This is a genomic window from Ancrocorticia populi, assembly GCF_003123745.1.
GTDB lineage: Bacteria > Actinomycetota > Actinomycetes > Actinomycetales > Actinomycetaceae > Ancrocorticia > Ancrocorticia populi.
Genome location: NZ_QETB01000003.1, coordinates 138,343 through 155,319, shown reverse-complemented (window position 1 = coordinate 155,319; position 16,977 = coordinate 138,343). Strand labels below are relative to the sequence as shown.

Sequence of the window (16,977 nt, the reverse complement as noted above, 5' to 3'; positions counted from 1 at the left end):
GAACAAATGACTGAAGATTCGATAGAACGAACCCTAGTGGTTCCCGATCGCGTGGCGATGATCAACCTGCTGGGGCACGAGGATGAAGTTCTCCGTACCCTCGAACGCGGGCTAGCCCCAGCAACGATTCACGTGCGAGGGCACGAGATCACGCTCGATGGTCCGGCTGCCGCGGTGGACCTCGCGGACGCACTGATCGGCGAGCTGATTGACGTGGTACGAGGCGGCGAACACCTCACGATGGAATCCGTTTCGCGTGCGATCGCGATTGCGCGGCGTGGGGTGGCGCGCCCCACGGACCTCATGACCACTGATGTTCTTTCAGCGCGCGGGAAGACGATCCGCCCCAAGACGCTCGGGCAAAAGGCCTACGTGGACGCGATTGACGAATACGCGATCACGTTCGGAATCGGGCCGGCGGGCACTGGCAAGACCTATCTGGCGATGGCGAAGGCGGTGGTGGCCCTCGAGAAGAAGCAGGTTTCCCGGATTATCCTGACCCGACCCGCAGTGGAGGCCGGCGAATCGCTCGGCTTTCTACCGGGCTCGCTTACGGACAAGATCGATCCCTATCTGCGCCCGCTTTACGACGCGATGTATGACATGCTTGATCCCGAAACTATCCCCAAGCTTATGGAGACCGGAACGATTGAGGTGGCACCCTTGGCGTACATGCGCGGGCGCACTCTCAACGATGCGTTCGTGGTGCTCGATGAGGCACAAAACACCACACCCGAGCAGATGAAGATGTTCCTGACGCGCCTCGGGTTCAATTCGAAGATGGTAGTCACGGGAGATGTGACGCAAGTTGACCTGCCTGGCAGGCAGAAATCTGGGCTTATTCTTGTGCGAAACATCCTGCGGGACGTGGGCGGCATCAAGTTCATCGAGCTTGGATCTGGGGACGTGGTGCGCCATCGCCTCGTGGCCGAAATCATCGATGCATACGCACGGTTTGGAGAGAGTGAGAACTCGCGGTGACAGTTGAAGTTCATGACGAATCGGGGTTTGAGCCACCGGTCGATTTAGAGGAGGTGTCCGTGCTAGCCAGTTTCGTGCTGGATCAGATGCGCGTCCATCCTCAAGCTGAGCTCAACGTGCTCATGGGCAATGAGAAGTTTATCGAGAACCTACACATCGAGTGGATGGATCTTCCCGGCCCCACCGACGTTCTGTCCTTCCCCATGGACGAACTGCGCCCAGCCCCGATTGGCGAGGAGCCACGCGAGGGCACGCTCGGGGATATCGTGGTGTGCCCGCAAGTGGCGGCGCGTCAGGCACTTCGGGCCGGGCACTCCACGGCCGAAGAAATTCTGCTCCTCGTCACCCACGGAATCTTGCACCTTTTAGGTTTCGATCATATAGAAGAGGCCGAAAAGAAAGAGATGTTTGATCTACAACGCACCCTGCTGCTGAGTTTTCTTGCCTCGCGCGGTGGCCCCGCAACCGCTCCTGAGCCGACGGTTAGCTGATGGATACAGGCGATTTACCCATCGGGTTGCTGTCCGCGCTTGCCCTGATCTTTCTCGCAGCCACGATGGCGTGTACGGCGGCCCTCTCGGCCTTAGGGCGCGTCACACGATCCGAAGTTGAAGATGCTGTCTCCGGAGGCGGGCGTGGAGCCCAGCGCATAGCCAAGATCTTGGATCGGCGTGAGGCGGCGGATGTTGGGCTTGTCACGAGTAGGTTCGCACTGACGTCCGGATTCGCATTTTCCGCGGCGCTCGTTGCCGCCAGTGTGGCGAACACGTGGTGGGAGCTGGTACTCATCTTCGTGGGCGTGCTTGTTGTGTGCCTGCTCCTGCAGATCGCGGCGTCTCCCACCACCTTCGGTGTTAACAGGCCGGTCTGGGTGTTGAGCAGCGGGTCGATTATTATCTTGCCGCTAGCGGTGGCCTTTGGGCCGTTCGTGCGGCGCCGCGGACCGAGCCCGGAGGAGTTTGAGCAGCGGCAGGAAGATCAGCTGGCTCTCATGGTTGAGCACGTGGCCGAATCGGAGGCTTTGGACGATAACGATCGCGAGATGCTTCAATCCATGTTCGAGATGAGTAACACCATGGTCCGCGAGGTCATGGTGCCGCGAACGGACATGATTGCGATTGGTGTGGATCAGTACATCGATAGCGCGCTGTCGCTGTTTACGCGTTCAGGCTATTCACGCGTTCCCGTGATCGGGGAGAGCGTGGATGATCTTCTTGGAGTTCTCTACCTCAAGGACGCAATCCAGCACACGCATCACCGCTCTGATGCTGAGGGCCTGACGGTGCGCGAGGTGATGCGCGAGCCGTTCTTCGTGCCCGAAACCCAGATGGTGGATGTTCTCATGCGCCAGATGCAATCGGATCAGATCCATATCGCCCTAGCCGTGGACGAATACGGCGGTATCGCCGGCCTAGTGACGATCGAGGATCTGGTTGAGGAACTGGTTGGAGAGATCGCGGATGAACACGATCGAGCCGAACCCGTGGTGGAGCGCATTGACGAGGATACGTACCGGGTTCCGGCGCGCTTCCCGATTGACGATATGGGTGAGTTGTTCGGAGTTGATTTGGACGACGACGACGTAGACACCGCCGGCGGACTCTTGGCAAAGCTGCTCGGGAGGGTACCATTGGCCGGTGCAGAGGCGGAGATTGACGGCATCCGTTTGATCGCCGAACGGTTCGAAGGGCGTAGGCGCGCCCTTGCCACACTGATAGCCACCAGAGCGAAAGACGAGGCAGAAGACGATGAGTGATCAGCCCGCGTGGCCCGATGATTTCCGGGCTGGATTCGCCTGCATCGTGGGGCGCCCGAACGCGGGCAAATCCACGCTTACCAACGCGATGGTGGGGCAGAAGGTAGCCATCACCTCGGATAGGCCCGAGACAACGCGGCGTGTTATCCGCGCGATAGTTAATCGCGATCATGGGCAGATCATCCTAGTGGATACGCCGGGGCTGCACCGTCCGCGCACTCTTCTCGGAGAACGCCTGAACGATATGGTGCGGGATTCGCTGGCCGGGGTGGACGTGGTAGTTATGTGCTTGCCTGCCGATGAGGCGATTGGACCGGGGGATAGGTTCCTACTGGATCTCGTCTCACAGATGAACGTGCCGATCATTGCTGCCGTAACCAAGACGGACAGGGTGGGACGCGATGATTTGGCAGCGCACCTTGTGGAAGTGTCCGAGATGGCACCGTTTGTGGACGTTGTCCCCGTCAGCGCCACAATAGGCGAGCAGGTTGATGTTCTGGCCGAGGTTGTTCTTGATCAGATGCCAGATTCCCCGCCGTTGTATCCCCGAGATGCGATCTCGGATGAGTCAGAGGAGACCCTCATCTCCGAGCTGATTCGGGAGGCCGCGCTCGAGGGCCTGCACGCCGAACTCCCACACTCCCTCGCGGTTACCGTTGAGGAGATGCTTGATGAGCAGCCGGCCAAGGGCGATCCGGACCAGCGCCCGATCCTGCGGGTGCACGCGAGCTTGCACGTGGAGCGAGACTCCCAGAAGGGCATCATAATCGGGAAGGGCGCGGCGCGGCTTAAGCGCATTAAGCGTGACGCACGCAAGGGGATCGAGCCGCTGTTGGGTGCGCGTGTGATCCTTGACCTACACGTGAGGGTTGCTAAGGATTGGCAGCGTGACCCAAAGCTGCTGGGGCGGCTCGGCTTTTAGTGTCGGAAGAAGTATCAGCAGAAGTTTCGGAACCAGAACCGGATCAATCCACCGAACCCCGTGGCATCCGCCGGTTCGCCTTGCGCCATCCACGCCTCATGGTGTGGCTGATCGCCGTGTTGATCTTTGGAATGTGGGGGAGCTGGGCTGGGCCCGGCTGGAACCCCCAGCCGATGCGTTCGCTGATCGTGCCCGAATCGGCCGATACTTCCATTGCCACGCGCAACGAAACTCCCGGGCTGGGCGATTATGAAGTCCAAAGCGAGGTGATCACGGTTGAGCTGCGCGACGGCACTGAGATACCCGCAACGCTCCGCACACCCGTGGGAACGGATGGCTTGGCTCCAGGAATGGTGTTCGTCCATGGGACGGGCACCGATTCCTACCAGAACTTTGATCGGGAGGCCGATGCGATCACTTCGGCTGGCGTGATCACATTGGTACCGGACAAACGGACGGATAACTACACCACCACCCATCGCGATTATCCGGAGCTTTCCAAGGATTACGAGGATGCCTTCACCGATCTGTTGAGTAGGCCGGGGGTAGATCCGCAGCGAACTGGGCTTTATGCGGTTTCAGAGGGATGCAATATAGCTCCAATTGTTGCGGCGCGGAACTCTGCCGTTAGCTACGTTGCCCTCGTTTCCGCCCCCGTGCTCCCCATACGCGAGCAGGGAGCCTTGGCGGCCGATTCTTACCTTCGTAATCTCGGCGCGCCGCAGCAAATCCTGTCCGCCATCCCAAAGCTGATAGGTCAGGATTTTGGGCAGGATGCGTTCGAATACATCGATTTCGATGTCTCCGAATACCAGCGGCAGATGACGATGCCGGTGTTGATGCTCTACGGCACCGGAGACATGTCCATGCCCACGGTACAGGGCCCAATCATCACGCGAGAAGACTTGGAAACCGCGGGAAATTCTGACCTCACTGTACGCTACTACGAGGACGCAGATCACGGGCTTCAGGTGGACAAAGTGCTGGTGGATCAGGCTATGCAGGACACAGCCGATTGGGTCAACGGCCTGCCGTACACCGCCGACGCGGCGCCACACGTGGCTGGGGCTCAGCCCAAGCAAGACTATATGGCGGGCCGGGTCAATCAACCTCCGTGGTTCGCCTCGGGGATGGTGGCAGTCTGGATCCTCCTGATCGGTCTTGGGTTGGCCCTCGTAGGGGTTGTCATGACCACGATCGGGGCGATGAGTTACCGGCGCAAGAGGCTTCTGTACTTCCACGGTTGTGGGGGCGCGGTTAACTTTGCGTCACTCACGGTGATCCTCGCCTGGATCGTTACGCTCGGTTACACGGTGGCGGTGGCCGAACTAGCTGTGTCCTACGAGCAAAACAGACTTCTTGTCCAGGGTGGCTGGTTACTGGCGCAGGTGATCGGAATTCTGGCTGTATGGATGGTAGTTCGGGTTCCGTTTGCGTGGCACCGTGCGCACTACCCGGAAGATGGCAGCGGCAATCACACCCTGAGCGGATTCGCCAATGCGATCGTGGTTATTTCCTTCGTGGCGCAGGTGATGTTGCTCTTCGCGCTGGCATATTGGGGCGTGTACCCAGCTCTCTTCTGATCGCGACACGCGTATCAACATGCGGAATTGAGCATGCGAACTCGAAGCGAATTGTCTAGGGTGAACCTATGCGTACGGCGATGCTCCTTCTTAGCCGCCGCGACGGGTCCTAGCTGACTGGCTCCCCGCCGCGGGTAAATCGTTGCGCCAGTCGCCATAGATGGCCAAACGATTAAAGGGGGTACCCTCAATGTTGACTTCAGGATTCGCGAATCGTCAGAAGAATTCAAATATGCCGTACGGTAAGTACCGGCCTTTCCTCGAGACGAATGAAATCCTTCTACCGGACCGCAAGTGGCCAAACAATCGTATAACGAAAGCTCCTCGTTGGCTTTCCACCGATCTGCGCGACGGTAATCAGGCGCTCGTCAATCCCATGAATCCGGCGCAGAAACGAGCGATGTTTGATCTGCTGGTGAAGATGGGAGTTAAAGAGATCGAGGTTGGGTTCCCGGCCGCATCGGCCGCCGATTTCGATTTTTGCCGCAGCCTCATTGCCGATGATGCGGTTCCTGAGGACGTTACGATTTCGGTTCTCACTCAGGCTCGCCCGGAGATCATCGAGCGGACTGTTCAGGCGATTGACGGCCTGCCGCGCGCTACCGTTCATCTGTACAACGCAACAGCGCCTATCTTCCGTCGCGTGGTGTTCCACAACGATAAGGAAGCTACTAAGCAGCTCGCCGTCGCGGGTGCTCACGAGGTTCTAGGCGGGCTCGAGAAGAAGATCTCTGACGATACGATCGCTGGTTTCGAGTATTCGCCCGAGATCTTCATGGATACCGAACTCGACTTCGCTCTGGAGATATGCGAATCGGTAATGGACGTCTGGCAGCCTGGCCCGGACCGTGAGATGGTCATTAATCTGCCCACCACGGTGGAGCGTGCCACGCCCAACGTCTATGCCGATCAAATGGAGTACATGAGCCGGAACCTTTCGCGCCGCGACTTCATTGCGCTGTCCACCCACACCCATAACGATCGGGGCACGGGCATAGCCTCCACGGAGCTGGCTATGCTGGCCGGCGCCGATCGCGTGGAAGGCTGCCTGTTCGGGCAGGGTGAACGCACCGGCAACGTAGATCTTGTGACGGTTGCGCTCAACCTCTTCAGCCAGGGCATCGATCCCCAGCTAGATATCTCTGATATCGATCAGATCGTGGATATCTATGAGGAGTGCACCTCAATGGCGGTGCCTGAGCGTACGCCGTATTCGGGGAGCCTCGTTTACACAGCCTTTTCGGGCTCTCATCAGGATGCCATTAAGAAGGGATTCGCGGATCGCGATGAACGCGTGGCCGCCGCTGGCGGGGACCAGAGTGCAGTTCCGTGGGATGTTCCGTATCTGCCGCTGGATCCGAAGGATGTTGGTCGAAACTACGAGGCCGTTGTTCGCGTGAACTCGCAATCTGGTAAGGGTGGCGTTGCCTACCTGATGTCTTCCACGCGACATCTCGATCTGCCCCGCCGGATGCAACTGGAACTGGCCAAGCTGGTTCAGCTCCACACCGATCGCTACGGTGGGGAAATCACCGCGGATCGCCTCTGGCAGATCTTCGTGGACGAGTACCTGCCCTACAAGGAGGCCAAGGGACTTTCCCCATGGGGCAAGTATCGGCTCATATCCAGCACGTTGGTCTCGGGCGAGGAAGGCTCACATTCCGAGCTCAGCACCGTCATTCGCGAGTACGGTGAGGGCGATTCCCAGTTTGATCACGTAGTGAGCTCGGAGGGCAATGGACCGATCGATGCATTCGTCGGGGCGCTGGCCACAGCAGGCGTTCATGTCAAGGTGCTCGATTACGCCGAACACGCGCTGAGCTCTGGCCACGACGCGACGGCGGCCGCCTACATCGAGTGTGAGGTCAACGGCCAAACGCTGTGGGGCTGTGGAATCGACCCGTCCACGGTTCGTGCCGGTTTCAAGGCTATCGTTTCCGCGGTGAACCGTTCGCTGCGATGAGTCCTAGGTAGGGCTTATCGCAGCCCGTCGGGGTGATTCTGGGTTGCCTCGGCGGGCAGCGGCCGCTCTTCCTTCATCTCTTCGCGCATGTGCTCTACAACCGCGTCCAGCGATCCTCCGTGCACATCAGACACGGCAAGGAAGCGCTGATAGGCCGCCCCAGTATCGAGAATGTCCAGCACTCCGGCGAGCTCTTGAACGCAGCCCAACCGCTCGGCCACGGGCTCCAACTCCATAACTGTTTCCCGTAACGTCTCACCCACAAGTTGCTCATTGCCATGGCGATCTTTGATGAGCACCGCGTCCATGCCGTAGCGCGCTGAACGCCATTTGTTTTCTGACACGTACCAATCGGGGAGGGTTGGGATTTCGCGTCCGCCATCCAATTCGGCAGCGTAATGGTCCACTAGGCAGTGAACGAGGGCGGCAACGGCTTTCATCTCCATGAGGTTCGGGCTAGCATCGGCCACCCGCACCTCGATGGTTCCCCAGCCGGGGGAAGGCCGCACGTCCCAGCGCACTTCATTGAACTCTTCGATAGTCCCCGTCTTGCGAAGATCGCGGGTGTATTGCTCCAGCTCCTCCCAGGCATCGAACTGGCGTGGAGTGCCCGCGGTTGGAAGCTGCTGGAACACCATGGCGCGGTTACTAGCATAGTTAGTGCGATTTCCCGCCCAGAAAGGGGAGGAAGCCGAAAGTGACTGGATGTGGTACGCCCGGGTCAGCAGGGCCTTGAGAATCGGCAACACTTTGTCGCGGCGGTCCAAGCCCACGTGGACGTGTGTGCCGAACAGCAGCATCTGCCGGCCCCAATACTGCGTCCGGTTCACGAGTTCGGCATATCTGTCATTATCCGTGACGCGCTGGTACATGGGGTTAGCGAACGGGTGGGATCCGGCCGCAGCGATATCGATACGCAGGGGATCGGTTGTCCTGCGCACAGATTCGGTTCCCTCTCGCAGATCGCCGATGCATCCGGCCACGGTCTGGTGCACGCCGGAAGTAACTTCCACCGTGTTCAGCAACATCTCCTTCTGGATGAAGGGTTTGCCCTTGAGCTGATCGATCACAAATGCGGCGGCCTGACGCAGATCGTTAGAATCTTTGTCCACGAGCTGGAGTTCCCACTCGATGCCGATTGTGGATTGCTGTGACTGGGCAAATTCCATGTCAGACTCCGTAATGTTGAACGAAATAAGTAATGAGCCGCTGTTCCGTTGAAACGGATTGGACCGATTCTAGAACGGCTGGATGCTCTTCTTCGGTGAAATACACTCCGACATATTGTTTCACCCGGATAGCGATACCTTCCCGATCAATCTCCGGGTGATGCTGCGTTCCGTAGATGTTGGATTTGATGCGGGCAAGTTGCACGGGACAACCCGTTGAGGATGCCAACACTTCCATGTTTTCGGGCTGCTCGCCAACAGATTCGGCATGTGCCACATACTCGATGAAGGTCTCCGGGAGCTGGCCCGTTACGGGATCTTTCCGTCCAGCCTCCGTCAGGCTCACTCGCACGGGCTGCATATCTTCGCTGAACTCCCGCGTCAGGGTACCGCCGGCGGCAAGTGCGAGAATTTGGAGGCCGTAGCACAACCCAAGCGTGGGGATGTCCTGATCCACCAAGGTTTTCGCCAGTGGTAGAAGTTGGGATTCCACGCGAACCTGCTCAGGGGATTTCTGTGCAAGCGGCGTGAGGTAGTTGTAAGGGGAGCCCGAGATGAATACTCCTGAGTATTGGGTAAAGTCCGGCGTGTTGGTGAGAGGCTGAAGAAGATCGACGACGACGAGTTTCTCATCGTCCAATGCCCCATAGCGCAGAAGGGAGTTCACTTCGTCGGCCTTGATGGGGCTATCCGGGCGTGCTACCAAGAGCAAGAACGGTTTCATAGCGAGATCTTAACACGCGATATAACCGGTAGGTTAGTGGGTATTACTCCCTGAGCTAATCATTCGGCCCGCCTCATTGCGCAGGTTGGCGAACGTGCAAGAATGATCGCGTGAAACTCTACCGTGATCAGGGCGTAGTCCTGCGAACCCATGACTTGGGGGAGGCAGATCGCATCATCACGTTTCTGACGCGGAGGAACGGGCAGGTGCGAGCTGTTGCCAAGGGGATCCGGCGCACCAAATCTCGATTCGGGGCGCGGCTAGAACCTTTCGCGATGGTGGATGCGCAGTTCTATGAGGGTAGATCGCTCGATATCATCACTGAAGTGTCCACCATGAGTTCGTTTGCCGGGAAGATCGGCCGGGATTACGATTCATACACCTGCGCGAGCGCGATGGCCGAGGTAACGGACAAGCTGACCTCGCAGGAAGGCTTACCGGACGAGGGTCAGTATCTGCTACTGGTGGGGGCGCTTAACGCACTGTCGCTGAAGGCTCATGATCCCGAATCGATTCTCGCGTCCTACATCCTTCGGTCGCTGGCTAACGCCGGGTGGGCCTTGGCTATCGGCAACTGCGCTACGTGTGGCACCCCAGGCCCCTTGCATCGCTTCGATGTGCGTGCGGGCGGTATGGTGTGCGAGAGTTGTGCGCCGCGAAGTGCGGCCCATCCCCACAATGAAACCGTCCAGCTGCTCGCGGCTCTCCAGATCGGAGACTGGGACATTGTGGACCGGTCCGGGTTGACGGCGCGGCATGAGAGTGCGGGCCTCGTAACGGCCTACCTGCAGTGGCACATCGAGCGCAAGGTCAAATCGTTGGACATGGTGGGAACGCCACTCATTCATCTTTAGGAAGGTTTCGTGGAACATATCCAGCCGCCTGCACACCCGTCTGGCGCAGTCGCCCCAAAACTTGCCAAGGTTCCTCACCACGTTGCTGTGGTCATGGACGGAAACGGCCGATGGGCCAACACCCGGGGATTGCCCCGTACCGATGGGCATCGTGAGGGTGAGGCCACCCTCATGGACGTGATTGCGGGAGCGCTGGAGATTGGTGTTAGCGAGCTCTCGGCATATGCATTTTCTACTGAGAACTGGAAGCGATCCCCAGCAGAAGTCCGATATATCCTCGGTTTCTCGCGCCAGATCCTTCGAGAACAACGTGATGATCTCAACGCGTGGGGAGTCCGTGTCCGCTGGGTTGGCCGCGAGGGGCGCCTGTGGAAATCGGTGCTCTCGGAACTGAGGGCAGCCGAGGAACTGACGAAAGATAACCGCAAGCTCACTTTTAATCTTTGTATTAACTACGGCGGGAAAGCCGAGATCGCGGATGCTATGGCGCGTATCGCGGCCGATGTGGCTGATGGCCTTCTTAAACCGTCCAGCGTGAATGACCAGTTGATCCAGCGGTATCTCTACGCGCCAGACATGGCTGACGTTGACCTCTTCATCCGAACCGGCGGAGAGCAACGCACCAGCAATTTCCTCATGTGGGAATCTGCCTATGCCGAAATGTACTTCTCAGATCTGCTGTGGCCAGATTTTGACAGGCTGGCGCTGTGGCGAGCCTGTAGCGAATTCGCGGGGCGCGACCGCAGGTACGGCGGTGCGGTTGATCGCGTAGCCACAACTGAGCCTAGGGTGTGGGCACCTGAGGAATACGACGATCCGGACGCCTGAGCCTTGGGGACCCGGTAACCGGTAGACTTGCAGGCATGTTGCAGAGGATTGACTTACGCGGAGTATCGGTTTCGCGATCAGTTTTGGCAGATAAGCTACCCCGTGCGGCCTTCAACATTGAACACGCTCTAGATGTTGTGCGCCCGCTCATCGAGGATGTGCGGGAGCGTGGTGGCGCCGCCCTACGCGATTCCGCAGAAAAGTTCGATGGAGTCCGGCCAGCTGCCCTGCGTGTTCCCGCCGAGGAACTTGAACGCGCTGCAACACAGTTGGATCCCCAGCTTCGCAAAGCACTCGAAGTCTCCATCGCGCATAACAGAGCGGGCCATAGAGCTCAGCTTCCCGAGGAAAAGCTCACCGAGGTCATGCCGGGGGGCTTCGTTCGGCAGCGCTGGATCCCGGTCAAGCGTGTGGGTCTCTACGTTCCCGGCGGGTTGGCAGTTTATCCCTCGTCCGTCATCATGAACGCCGTGGCCGCGCAGGTGGCCGGGGTTGAAGGGATCGCGCTGGCCTCGCCCGCACAGGCGGAGTTCGCCGGACTTCCGCATCCCACTATCCTCGCCGCGTGCCACCTGCTCGGTATTACCGAGGTGTACGCGGTTGGTGGCGCAAGCGCCGTTGGCATGTTTGCATACGGGGCGGCGGGGGAGCCGGGTACCAAAGACCCGGAGGTACTGTGTGATCCGGTGGATGTAGTAACAGGCCCGGGGAACATCTTCGTTGCGGCCGCCAAGCGTCTCGTCCGCGGCGTAGTGGGCATCGATGCGGAAGCTGGCACCACGGAGATCGCGGTTCTTGCCGATGCGACGGCCAATCCCGAACACGTGGCCGCTGATCTGCTTTCGCAAGCCGAACACGATCCGGCCGCGGCTTCCGTGCTCATCACCGATTCCACGGAATTTGCCGAGCGGGTGGATGTGGCGCTCGAACGCCGCGCTGATGCTACCAAGCACTCCGAGCGGGTGCACACAGCACTGACTGGGCCGCAGTCGGGAACGGTGCTGGTTGACGATATGGATGCCGGCGTAGCCGTGGCGAACGCCTACGGCGCCGAGCACCTGGAGATTCAGACGGAGAAGGCGCCGCACCACGCCGATCTCATTCATAATGCGGGAGCAATTTTCGTTGGGCCCTACAATCCTGTTCCGCTCGGGGATTACATGGCTGGATCAAACCATGTGCTGCCCACGGGCGGTACTGCTGTTTTCAATTCCGGCCTGAACGTTCACGCATTTATCAAGTCCGTTCAATCGGTCGAATACTCGCGCGAGGCGATGGAGAAGGTGTATCCGCTCCTCAAGGCGGTGGCATTAGACGAGGATCTGCCTGCTCACGCCGAGGCACTCGCTGCCCGGCTAGACACCGAATGAGCCCACTGCCGTCCCGATAATGTAGGTGACGCCCATTGCGAGCAACCCGCCACAAATGTTCCGGATCGTTGCGCGCTGCTTGGGAGCTCCTCCCAGATGAGCGGAGACGGATCCGGTAATTGCGAGCGATATCGTCACGGCAATTACGGTGAGCGGTACCGCGATGGCGGCGGGGCTGAGGACGATTGCCCCTAGAGGGATGATGGCGCCCAAGATGAAAGAGATTAACGAGGCGAAGGCTGCGTGCCACGGATTCACGATCTCGTGGGGATTGATACCCAGATCCCATCGTGCATGGGCGGCGAGGGCGTCGCGTGCGGAAAGCTGCACGGCAACGCGGCGAGCGAGTTCAGGCTTCACGCCGGAGGCCTCGATCCGACCGGTGAGGACCTCGAGTTCTCCATCGGGATCTTCCGACAGGGCGATCCTTTTGGCGTGGAGCGCAGCTCTCTCAGTGTCACGTTGAGTGGAGACGGATACGTATTCGCCCGCAGCCATGGAGAGCGCCCCGGCAATCATTCCGGCTACGCCGGCTGCGAGGAGAGCATTGCCCGTGAGGGCGGCGCCGGATATCCCCACAACCAGTCCGGCGGTGGAGACAATGCCGTCGTTTGCCCCAAGCACTCCAGCGCGTAGCCAGTTCAACTTGCTTTGGATTGATGGTGTCTCTTTTTGCGCGACTTCTGTGGACATCTCGCCTCCTTTCGTTAAGCTAAGGCTAGAAAGTAATCTGGAATAGCTCCAGTTTGGAGAGCCTTATATTAGGGGTTCCTAACGGCCTGAAAACTCTCTGGAAGTGGCTTTGTATCAAGCTATACAGACATTAAAGTGAAGTCGGTCACATTATGTAACGTCGTGACCCATAACACATTCGAAGGTAGAATGGGTGTACGGGCCAGCGGCAACGATCTGGCAATTCAGACACGCGGGCCCAAGAGGAGGCCATCATGGCTGACGTCTATCCGGTAGTTGCCGGTACCGACGGATCTGTTCGTGCAGGGGCCGCTGTAACGGAGGCCGCGGCTGAGGCTGTGCGTCAAGACCTTCCGCTCAGGCTCATCTACGGATTTGCCCCGCTTTATGGATACGCGGGTTTGGATCCGACCCCGCCGCCGGACATTCTGCAATCGTGCCAAGACGTGTTGGATTCCGAGCAGACGCGTATCGAGAAAGACTTCCCGGGGCTTCAGATCACAACCGAAGTGATCGTCGCAGACCCCTCGGTAGCACTGGTCAAGGAATCGGCGGAGGCAACGGTTGTATTCGTGGGAGCGCGTGGTCTCGGCGCCGTGCGCAGGCTTCTGCTTGGCTCCGTATCGTCCAAGGTTGCCGCGCACGCGAAGTGCCCAGTCGTAGTTGTTCGTGGTAATGCCGGAAACGAGAAAGGGCCCGTCATTGTGGGTATGTCCCCAGAAGGTGGCTCACAGGAAGCTGTGCGGTATGCGTTTGAGGAAGCACGCAGGCGCGGATGCCCCGTCCATGTGATTCAGTCTCAGCAGCATGCCGCAGCGAACTACGAGACGCTTCCCGAAACAGCGATGCGTTCCATGATCGCCACGCGAATGGACATGGCTGAGAAGCGTGGCACCGAGGCCTTCAACAAGCTCCGCGAAGATTTCCCGGACGTTGAGGCGTCGCTAGATGTTTCGATGCTCCATGCGGTAGACGCTCTGCTCGAGGCCTCGAATGATGCGTGCCTGACGGTTGTGGGTGCCCACGGCGCTGGCGCGATGACGGCGCAGCTGCTCGGCTCGGTCACCCATGGTGTGCTAACCGGTGCGCCCATTGTGGCAGTGATACCCAAGGAGGTATAAGCATACGGACGGCCCGCCCATTGTGGCGGGCCGTTTCGTAAGCTAGTGCCGTGAGTATTCTTCCGTACCGTCCAGAGTTCGCCAATGAGAGCCCGTATGGTGCTCCCCAGCTCGATGTTCCCGTGTGCCTGAATGTTAACGAGAACCCCTATCCGCCCAGCCCAGAGCTGATCGCGGATATATCCCGTGGCGTTGCCGCTGCGGCAGCGGGGCTCAACCGGTATCCCGACCGTGATTTCATGGAACTGCGCGAGGACCTCTCGGCCTTCCTGGAGCGCGAATCTCACGTGCATGTTGACCCGGCCAACATCTGGGCGGCCAACGGATCGAACGAAGTGATGCTGCACGTGCTCCAAGCCTTCGCGGGCCCGGGGCGTACTGTGGTCTCCTTTGCCCCCACATACTCCATGTACTCGGAGTACGCACGTGATGTGTCTGCTACTTGGGTGGCGGGTGCGCGAACGGACTCCTTCGAGCTGGACTTGGACGAAGTGCGTAGTGTTTTGGAACGTGAGCGCCCGGGAGTGGTATTGCTGACCAGCCCGAACAATCCGACGGGTACGGCCCTGCCTCAGGAGCAACTCATTGAGATCCTCGACATTGCCCGACATACCGGTCCTGAACCAGGGCAGGCATCGCTCGTGGTGATTGACGAGGCGTACGTGGAGTTTCGCCGCGACGGAGTCTCGTCTGCCCTCGAGCTCCTCTCGGATTATCCGTACATGGCGGTCTCGCGCACGATGTCCAAGGCTTTTGGCGCTGCTGGCCTGCGTCTGGGCTACCTTGCCGCAGCCAAAGAGGTGATCGACCAACTCACTATTGTCCGGTTGCCTTATCACCTCTCGGCCCTCACCCAAGCTGCTGCCCGCGCCTGCCTAGCCCATTCGGATCAGTTGGCGGATCAGATAGCCAAGATTCGAGAGGACCGCGATAGTTTGGTCGAAGAGCTGGGTGCTTTGGGACTGAAAACAGTCCCATCCGATTCGAACTTCGTCATGTTCGGTACCTTTGCGGACCGCCACGCAGTCTGGCAGGGCATACTTGACCGTGGAGTCCTGATCCGCGAAGTGGGTCCCGAAGGCTGGTTGCGGGTCTGCATCGGCACGCCGCAGGAAAACGCCGCATTTGTCGCGGCCCTCAAGGAGGTTATCTAAATGTCACGTACCGCCAAGATCGAACGTTCAACCTCAGAGAGCACGATCTCGCTTGCTATTGACCTCGATGGCACGGGCGAATCGCACATCGATACCGGCGTGCCCTTCTATGATCACATGCTGACGGCGCTCTCGCGGCACTCGCTGATTAACCTAGACGTCACGGCGCGCGGAGACGTTGAGGTGGACGTCCATCACACGGTGGAAGACACCGCGATCTGCTTTGGTGAGGCCCTGCGCGAGGCGCTGGGCAACAAGGCGGGTATCCGCCGATTCGGGCAGGCCACTGTGCCCCTTGATGAGGCGTTGGCCAGCGCGGTGGTGGATATCTCCGGACGTCCGTATCTGGTTCACGAAGGTGAACCGGAAGGCCAGCAGTACCATCTAATCGGCGGTCACTTCACGGGTTCGATGACACGGCACTGCTTTGAGGCGATTGCCTATCACGCCGGCATCTGCCTGCACGTGGATCTCATCCGCGGCCGCGATCCGCACCATATTGTCGAGGCGCAGTTCAAAGCCCTAGCGCGTGCTCTGCGGGAGGCCGTTGAGCCTGACCCAAGGGTTTCTGGCATCCCCTCCACAAAGGGTAGCCTGTAGCCTATGGGCACAAAGATCAAGCGCTACGCAATTCTAACTCCGTTCGATAAGCCGGAAGTGGTGGCGGGCATTGCTGCGCTCCAGAAGTTGGACGTTGAGGTCATGGGCACGAAATCTGGGGCCCTCGTGGTTCGCGAGCTGCCAGTGCCCCAGTATGACGAGTGGGATATCCGAAATATTCTTGGCCCAGACGATTCGGACCTGGCGGAGCTGGGGGAGGATAGCCCGTCTGATAACGCCCCTGCTGTTGCGGCGTTCCTTTCTCGGTTGTCTAAGTATGGTGTAGTCCTCATCGATGTAGATCTTGGGGAGGACACGGGCTTTGAAGCCGGCATTTCGGGTGTGGTTCGGGCACGCCGCTTCATCGGAGGTGAATCGGGTGATGAGATCGCGGCAGGTCTTCTCCTCAATAGCCTTGATCCGGTGATTGAACGTATCGTGTTGGGTGAAAAGTCCCCGAAGGATTACGATGCGGTGCATTCACTTGACATCACACCCGCCGAAATTGTGAAGAAGACGCGTGAGGCCCAAGAATCTGGTGATCAGGCTAAGGACAACGACGGCCCGAAGCGTCACTTCTGGAACCGGAAGCAGTCTGACTAGCAACACCGGTTACAATTGCGCACGTGAAGAAGATCGTTGTACTCGCCGCAGAAACAGGTAACGTCCATTCGGTGGTTCGCGCCCTGAAACACGTGGGCGGCGACGTGGAACTTACGGCGGATCCCGGCGCCGTTATGGCCGCCGATGGCCTCGTGGTTCCCGGCGTTGGTGCGTTCACGGCCGTGATGTCGAAGCTCAGGTCCGTGCGTGCGGACCGGCTGATTGAACGGCGCCTTGCCGGCGGTCAGAGCGTGCTCGGGATCTGCGTGGGCCTTCAGGTGATGTTTGAGCAGGGCACCGAACATGGCGCTCATAAGGGCTTCGGGCAGTGGCCCGGATCCGTAGACAGGCTGCCGGCGGACATTGTTCCTCACATGGGGTGGTCGCTCGTGGATGTGCCCGAGGGCTCCCGCCTCTTCGAAGGCATCGAGGACGAGCGTTTCTACTTCGTTCACTCGTACGGCGTTCAGTCCGACCCAGCGGCCGCACTAACGCCAAGCGAGAAGATAGAGCCACCGCTCGTCACCTTCGCCGAACACGGAGCCCGGTTCGTTGCAGCTGTGGAGAACGGGCCGCTTATGGCCACCCAGTTCCACCCGGAAAAGTCCGGCGAAGCTGGCGGACAGCTTCTGACCAATTGGCTATCTACCCTTTAG

17 protein-coding genes are annotated in these 16,977 nt (G+C 59.3%); 14 read left to right on the top strand and 3 right to left on the bottom strand.

Annotated elements, in window-relative coordinates:
- Positions 1-6 precede the first annotated feature (6 nt).
- From DD236_RS06200 to leuA, 6 genes are all read left to right on the top strand, one after another.
- Entirely contained in the window at positions 7-981 is a 975-nt protein-coding gene (locus tag DD236_RS06200; RefSeq protein WP_207785708.1) for a PhoH family protein, read from the top strand.
- Positions 978-1,472 carry an rRNA maturation RNase YbeY gene (gene ybeY, locus DD236_RS06195; RefSeq protein ID WP_109093523.1) on the top strand — a complete coding sequence of 165 codons (495 nt, stop codon included), beginning with the start codon at positions 978-980 and terminating at the stop codon, positions 1,470-1,472. Before DD236_RS06200 ends, ybeY begins: the two co-directional genes overlap by 4 nt.
- Positions 1,472-2,737: a hemolysin family protein gene (locus DD236_RS06190; protein WP_109093522.1), complete on the top strand. Its 1,266-nt coding sequence runs from the start codon at positions 1,472-1,474 to the stop codon at positions 2,735-2,737. Before ybeY ends, DD236_RS06190 begins: the two co-directional genes overlap by 1 nt.
- Positions 2,730-3,659: a GTPase Era gene (gene era, locus DD236_RS06185; protein WP_109093521.1), complete on the top strand. Its 930-nt coding sequence runs from the start codon at positions 2,730-2,732 to the stop codon at positions 3,657-3,659. The genes DD236_RS06190 and era overlap by 8 nt, the downstream gene beginning before the upstream one ends.
- Entirely contained in the window at positions 3,659-5,242 is a 1,584-nt protein-coding gene (locus tag DD236_RS06180) for an alpha/beta hydrolase family protein (RefSeq protein WP_109093520.1), read from the top strand. The genes era and DD236_RS06180 overlap by 1 nt, the downstream gene beginning before the upstream one ends.
- A gap of 190 nt (positions 5,243-5,432) precedes the next feature.
- Complete coding sequence (gene leuA, locus DD236_RS06175) at positions 5,433-7,205, top strand: 2-isopropylmalate synthase (protein WP_109093519.1); 1,773 nt, start codon at positions 5,433-5,435, stop codon at positions 7,203-7,205.
- A gap of 14 nt (positions 7,206-7,219) precedes the next feature.
- On the opposite strand, the gene DD236_RS06170 is transcribed toward leuA, so the two are convergent.
- Both DD236_RS06170 and DD236_RS06165 read right to left on the bottom strand, forming a co-directional pair.
- Positions 7,220-8,374 (bottom strand): glutamate--cysteine ligase, encoded by a 1,155-nt coding sequence (locus DD236_RS06170; protein ID WP_109093518.1) that lies wholly within the window; start codon positions 8,372-8,374, stop codon positions 7,220-7,222.
- 1 nt (position 8,375) lies between these two features.
- Positions 8,376-9,098 (bottom strand): glutamine amidotransferase-related protein, encoded by a 723-nt coding sequence (locus DD236_RS06165; RefSeq protein WP_109093517.1) that lies wholly within the window; start codon positions 9,096-9,098, stop codon positions 8,376-8,378.
- Between the two features lie 110 nt (positions 9,099-9,208).
- Here DD236_RS06165 and recO point away from each other — a divergent pair, with 110 nt between their 5' ends.
- The 3 genes from recO to hisD are packed head-to-tail and all read left to right on the top strand — an operon-like array spanning position 9,209 to position 12,150.
- A complete protein-coding gene (gene recO / locus DD236_RS06160; RefSeq protein ID WP_109093516.1) occupies positions 9,209-9,952 on the top strand; it encodes a DNA repair protein RecO in 744 nt (247 codons plus the stop codon).
- Between the two features lie 18 nt (positions 9,953-9,970).
- Positions 9,971-10,780, top strand: a complete 810-nt coding sequence (locus DD236_RS06155; RefSeq protein WP_423716461.1) for an isoprenyl transferase — start codon at positions 9,971-9,973, stop codon at positions 10,778-10,780.
- Between the two features lie 35 nt (positions 10,781-10,815).
- Complete coding sequence (gene hisD / locus DD236_RS06150) at positions 10,816-12,150, top strand: histidinol dehydrogenase (protein ID WP_109093515.1); 1,335 nt, start codon at positions 10,816-10,818, stop codon at positions 12,148-12,150.
- On the opposite strand, the gene DD236_RS06145 is transcribed toward hisD, so the two are convergent.
- Positions 12,136-12,843 carry a VIT1/CCC1 transporter family protein gene (locus DD236_RS06145; RefSeq protein WP_109093514.1) on the bottom strand — a complete coding sequence of 236 codons (708 nt, stop codon included), beginning with the start codon at positions 12,841-12,843 and terminating at the stop codon, positions 12,136-12,138. The two genes, hisD and DD236_RS06145, sit on opposite strands and share 15 nt — an antisense overlap.
- A 254-nt stretch (positions 12,844-13,097) precedes the next feature.
- Between DD236_RS06145 and DD236_RS06140 the strand changes: the two genes are divergently transcribed.
- The 5 genes from DD236_RS06140 to hisH are packed head-to-tail and all read left to right on the top strand — an operon-like array spanning position 13,098 to position 16,977.
- Entirely contained in the window at positions 13,098-13,964 is an 867-nt protein-coding gene (locus DD236_RS06140) for a universal stress protein (RefSeq protein WP_109093513.1), read from the top strand.
- 50 nt (positions 13,965-14,014) lie between these two features.
- Positions 14,015-15,118: a histidinol-phosphate transaminase gene (locus DD236_RS06135; RefSeq protein WP_109093512.1), complete on the top strand. Its 1,104-nt coding sequence runs from the start codon at positions 14,015-14,017 to the stop codon at positions 15,116-15,118.
- Complete coding sequence (gene hisB / locus DD236_RS06130) at positions 15,119-15,718, top strand: imidazoleglycerol-phosphate dehydratase HisB (protein WP_109093511.1); 600 nt, start codon at positions 15,119-15,121, stop codon at positions 15,716-15,718.
- 3 nt (positions 15,719-15,721) lie between these two features.
- Complete coding sequence (locus tag DD236_RS06125) at positions 15,722-16,321, top strand: hypothetical protein (RefSeq protein ID WP_109093510.1); 600 nt, start codon at positions 15,722-15,724, stop codon at positions 16,319-16,321.
- Between the two features lie 23 nt (positions 16,322-16,344).
- Complete coding sequence (gene hisH, locus DD236_RS06120) at positions 16,345-16,977, top strand: imidazole glycerol phosphate synthase subunit HisH (protein ID WP_109093509.1); 633 nt, start codon at positions 16,345-16,347, stop codon at positions 16,975-16,977.

What these genes read in the sequence shown, in the direction of transcription:
- hisB (WP_109093511.1), top strand. Translation starts at nt 15,119, where the DNA reads ATGTCACGTACCGCCAAGATCGAACGTTCAACCTCAGAGAGCACGATC.
- DD236_RS06200 (WP_207785708.1), top strand. Translation starts at nt 7, where the DNA reads ATGACTGAAGATTCGATAGAACGAACCCTAGTGGTTCCCGATCGCGTG.
- DD236_RS06125 (WP_109093510.1), top strand. Translation starts at nt 15,722, where the DNA reads ATGGGCACAAAGATCAAGCGCTACGCAATTCTAACTCCGTTCGATAAG.
- DD236_RS06165 (WP_109093517.1), bottom strand. Translation starts at nt 9,098, where the DNA reads ATGAAACCGTTCTTGCTCTTGGTAGCACGCCCGGATAGCCCCATCAAG.
- DD236_RS06190 (WP_109093522.1), top strand. Translation starts at nt 1,472, where the DNA reads ATGGATACAGGCGATTTACCCATCGGGTTGCTGTCCGCGCTTGCCCTG.
- DD236_RS06140 (WP_109093513.1), top strand. Translation starts at nt 13,098, where the DNA reads ATGGCTGACGTCTATCCGGTAGTTGCCGGTACCGACGGATCTGTTCGT.
- DD236_RS06145 (WP_109093514.1), bottom strand. Translation starts at nt 12,843, where the DNA reads ATGTCCACAGAAGTCGCGCAAAAAGAGACACCATCAATCCAAAGCAAG.
- DD236_RS06170 (WP_109093518.1), bottom strand. Translation starts at nt 8,374, where the DNA reads ATGGAATTTGCCCAGTCACAGCAATCCACAATCGGCATCGAGTGGGAA.
- era (WP_109093521.1), top strand. Translation starts at nt 2,730, where the DNA reads ATGAGTGATCAGCCCGCGTGGCCCGATGATTTCCGGGCTGGATTCGCC.
- hisD (WP_109093515.1), top strand. Translation starts at nt 10,816, where the DNA reads ATGTTGCAGAGGATTGACTTACGCGGAGTATCGGTTTCGCGATCAGTT.
- leuA (WP_109093519.1), top strand. Translation starts at nt 5,433, where the DNA reads ATGTTGACTTCAGGATTCGCGAATCGTCAGAAGAATTCAAATATGCCG.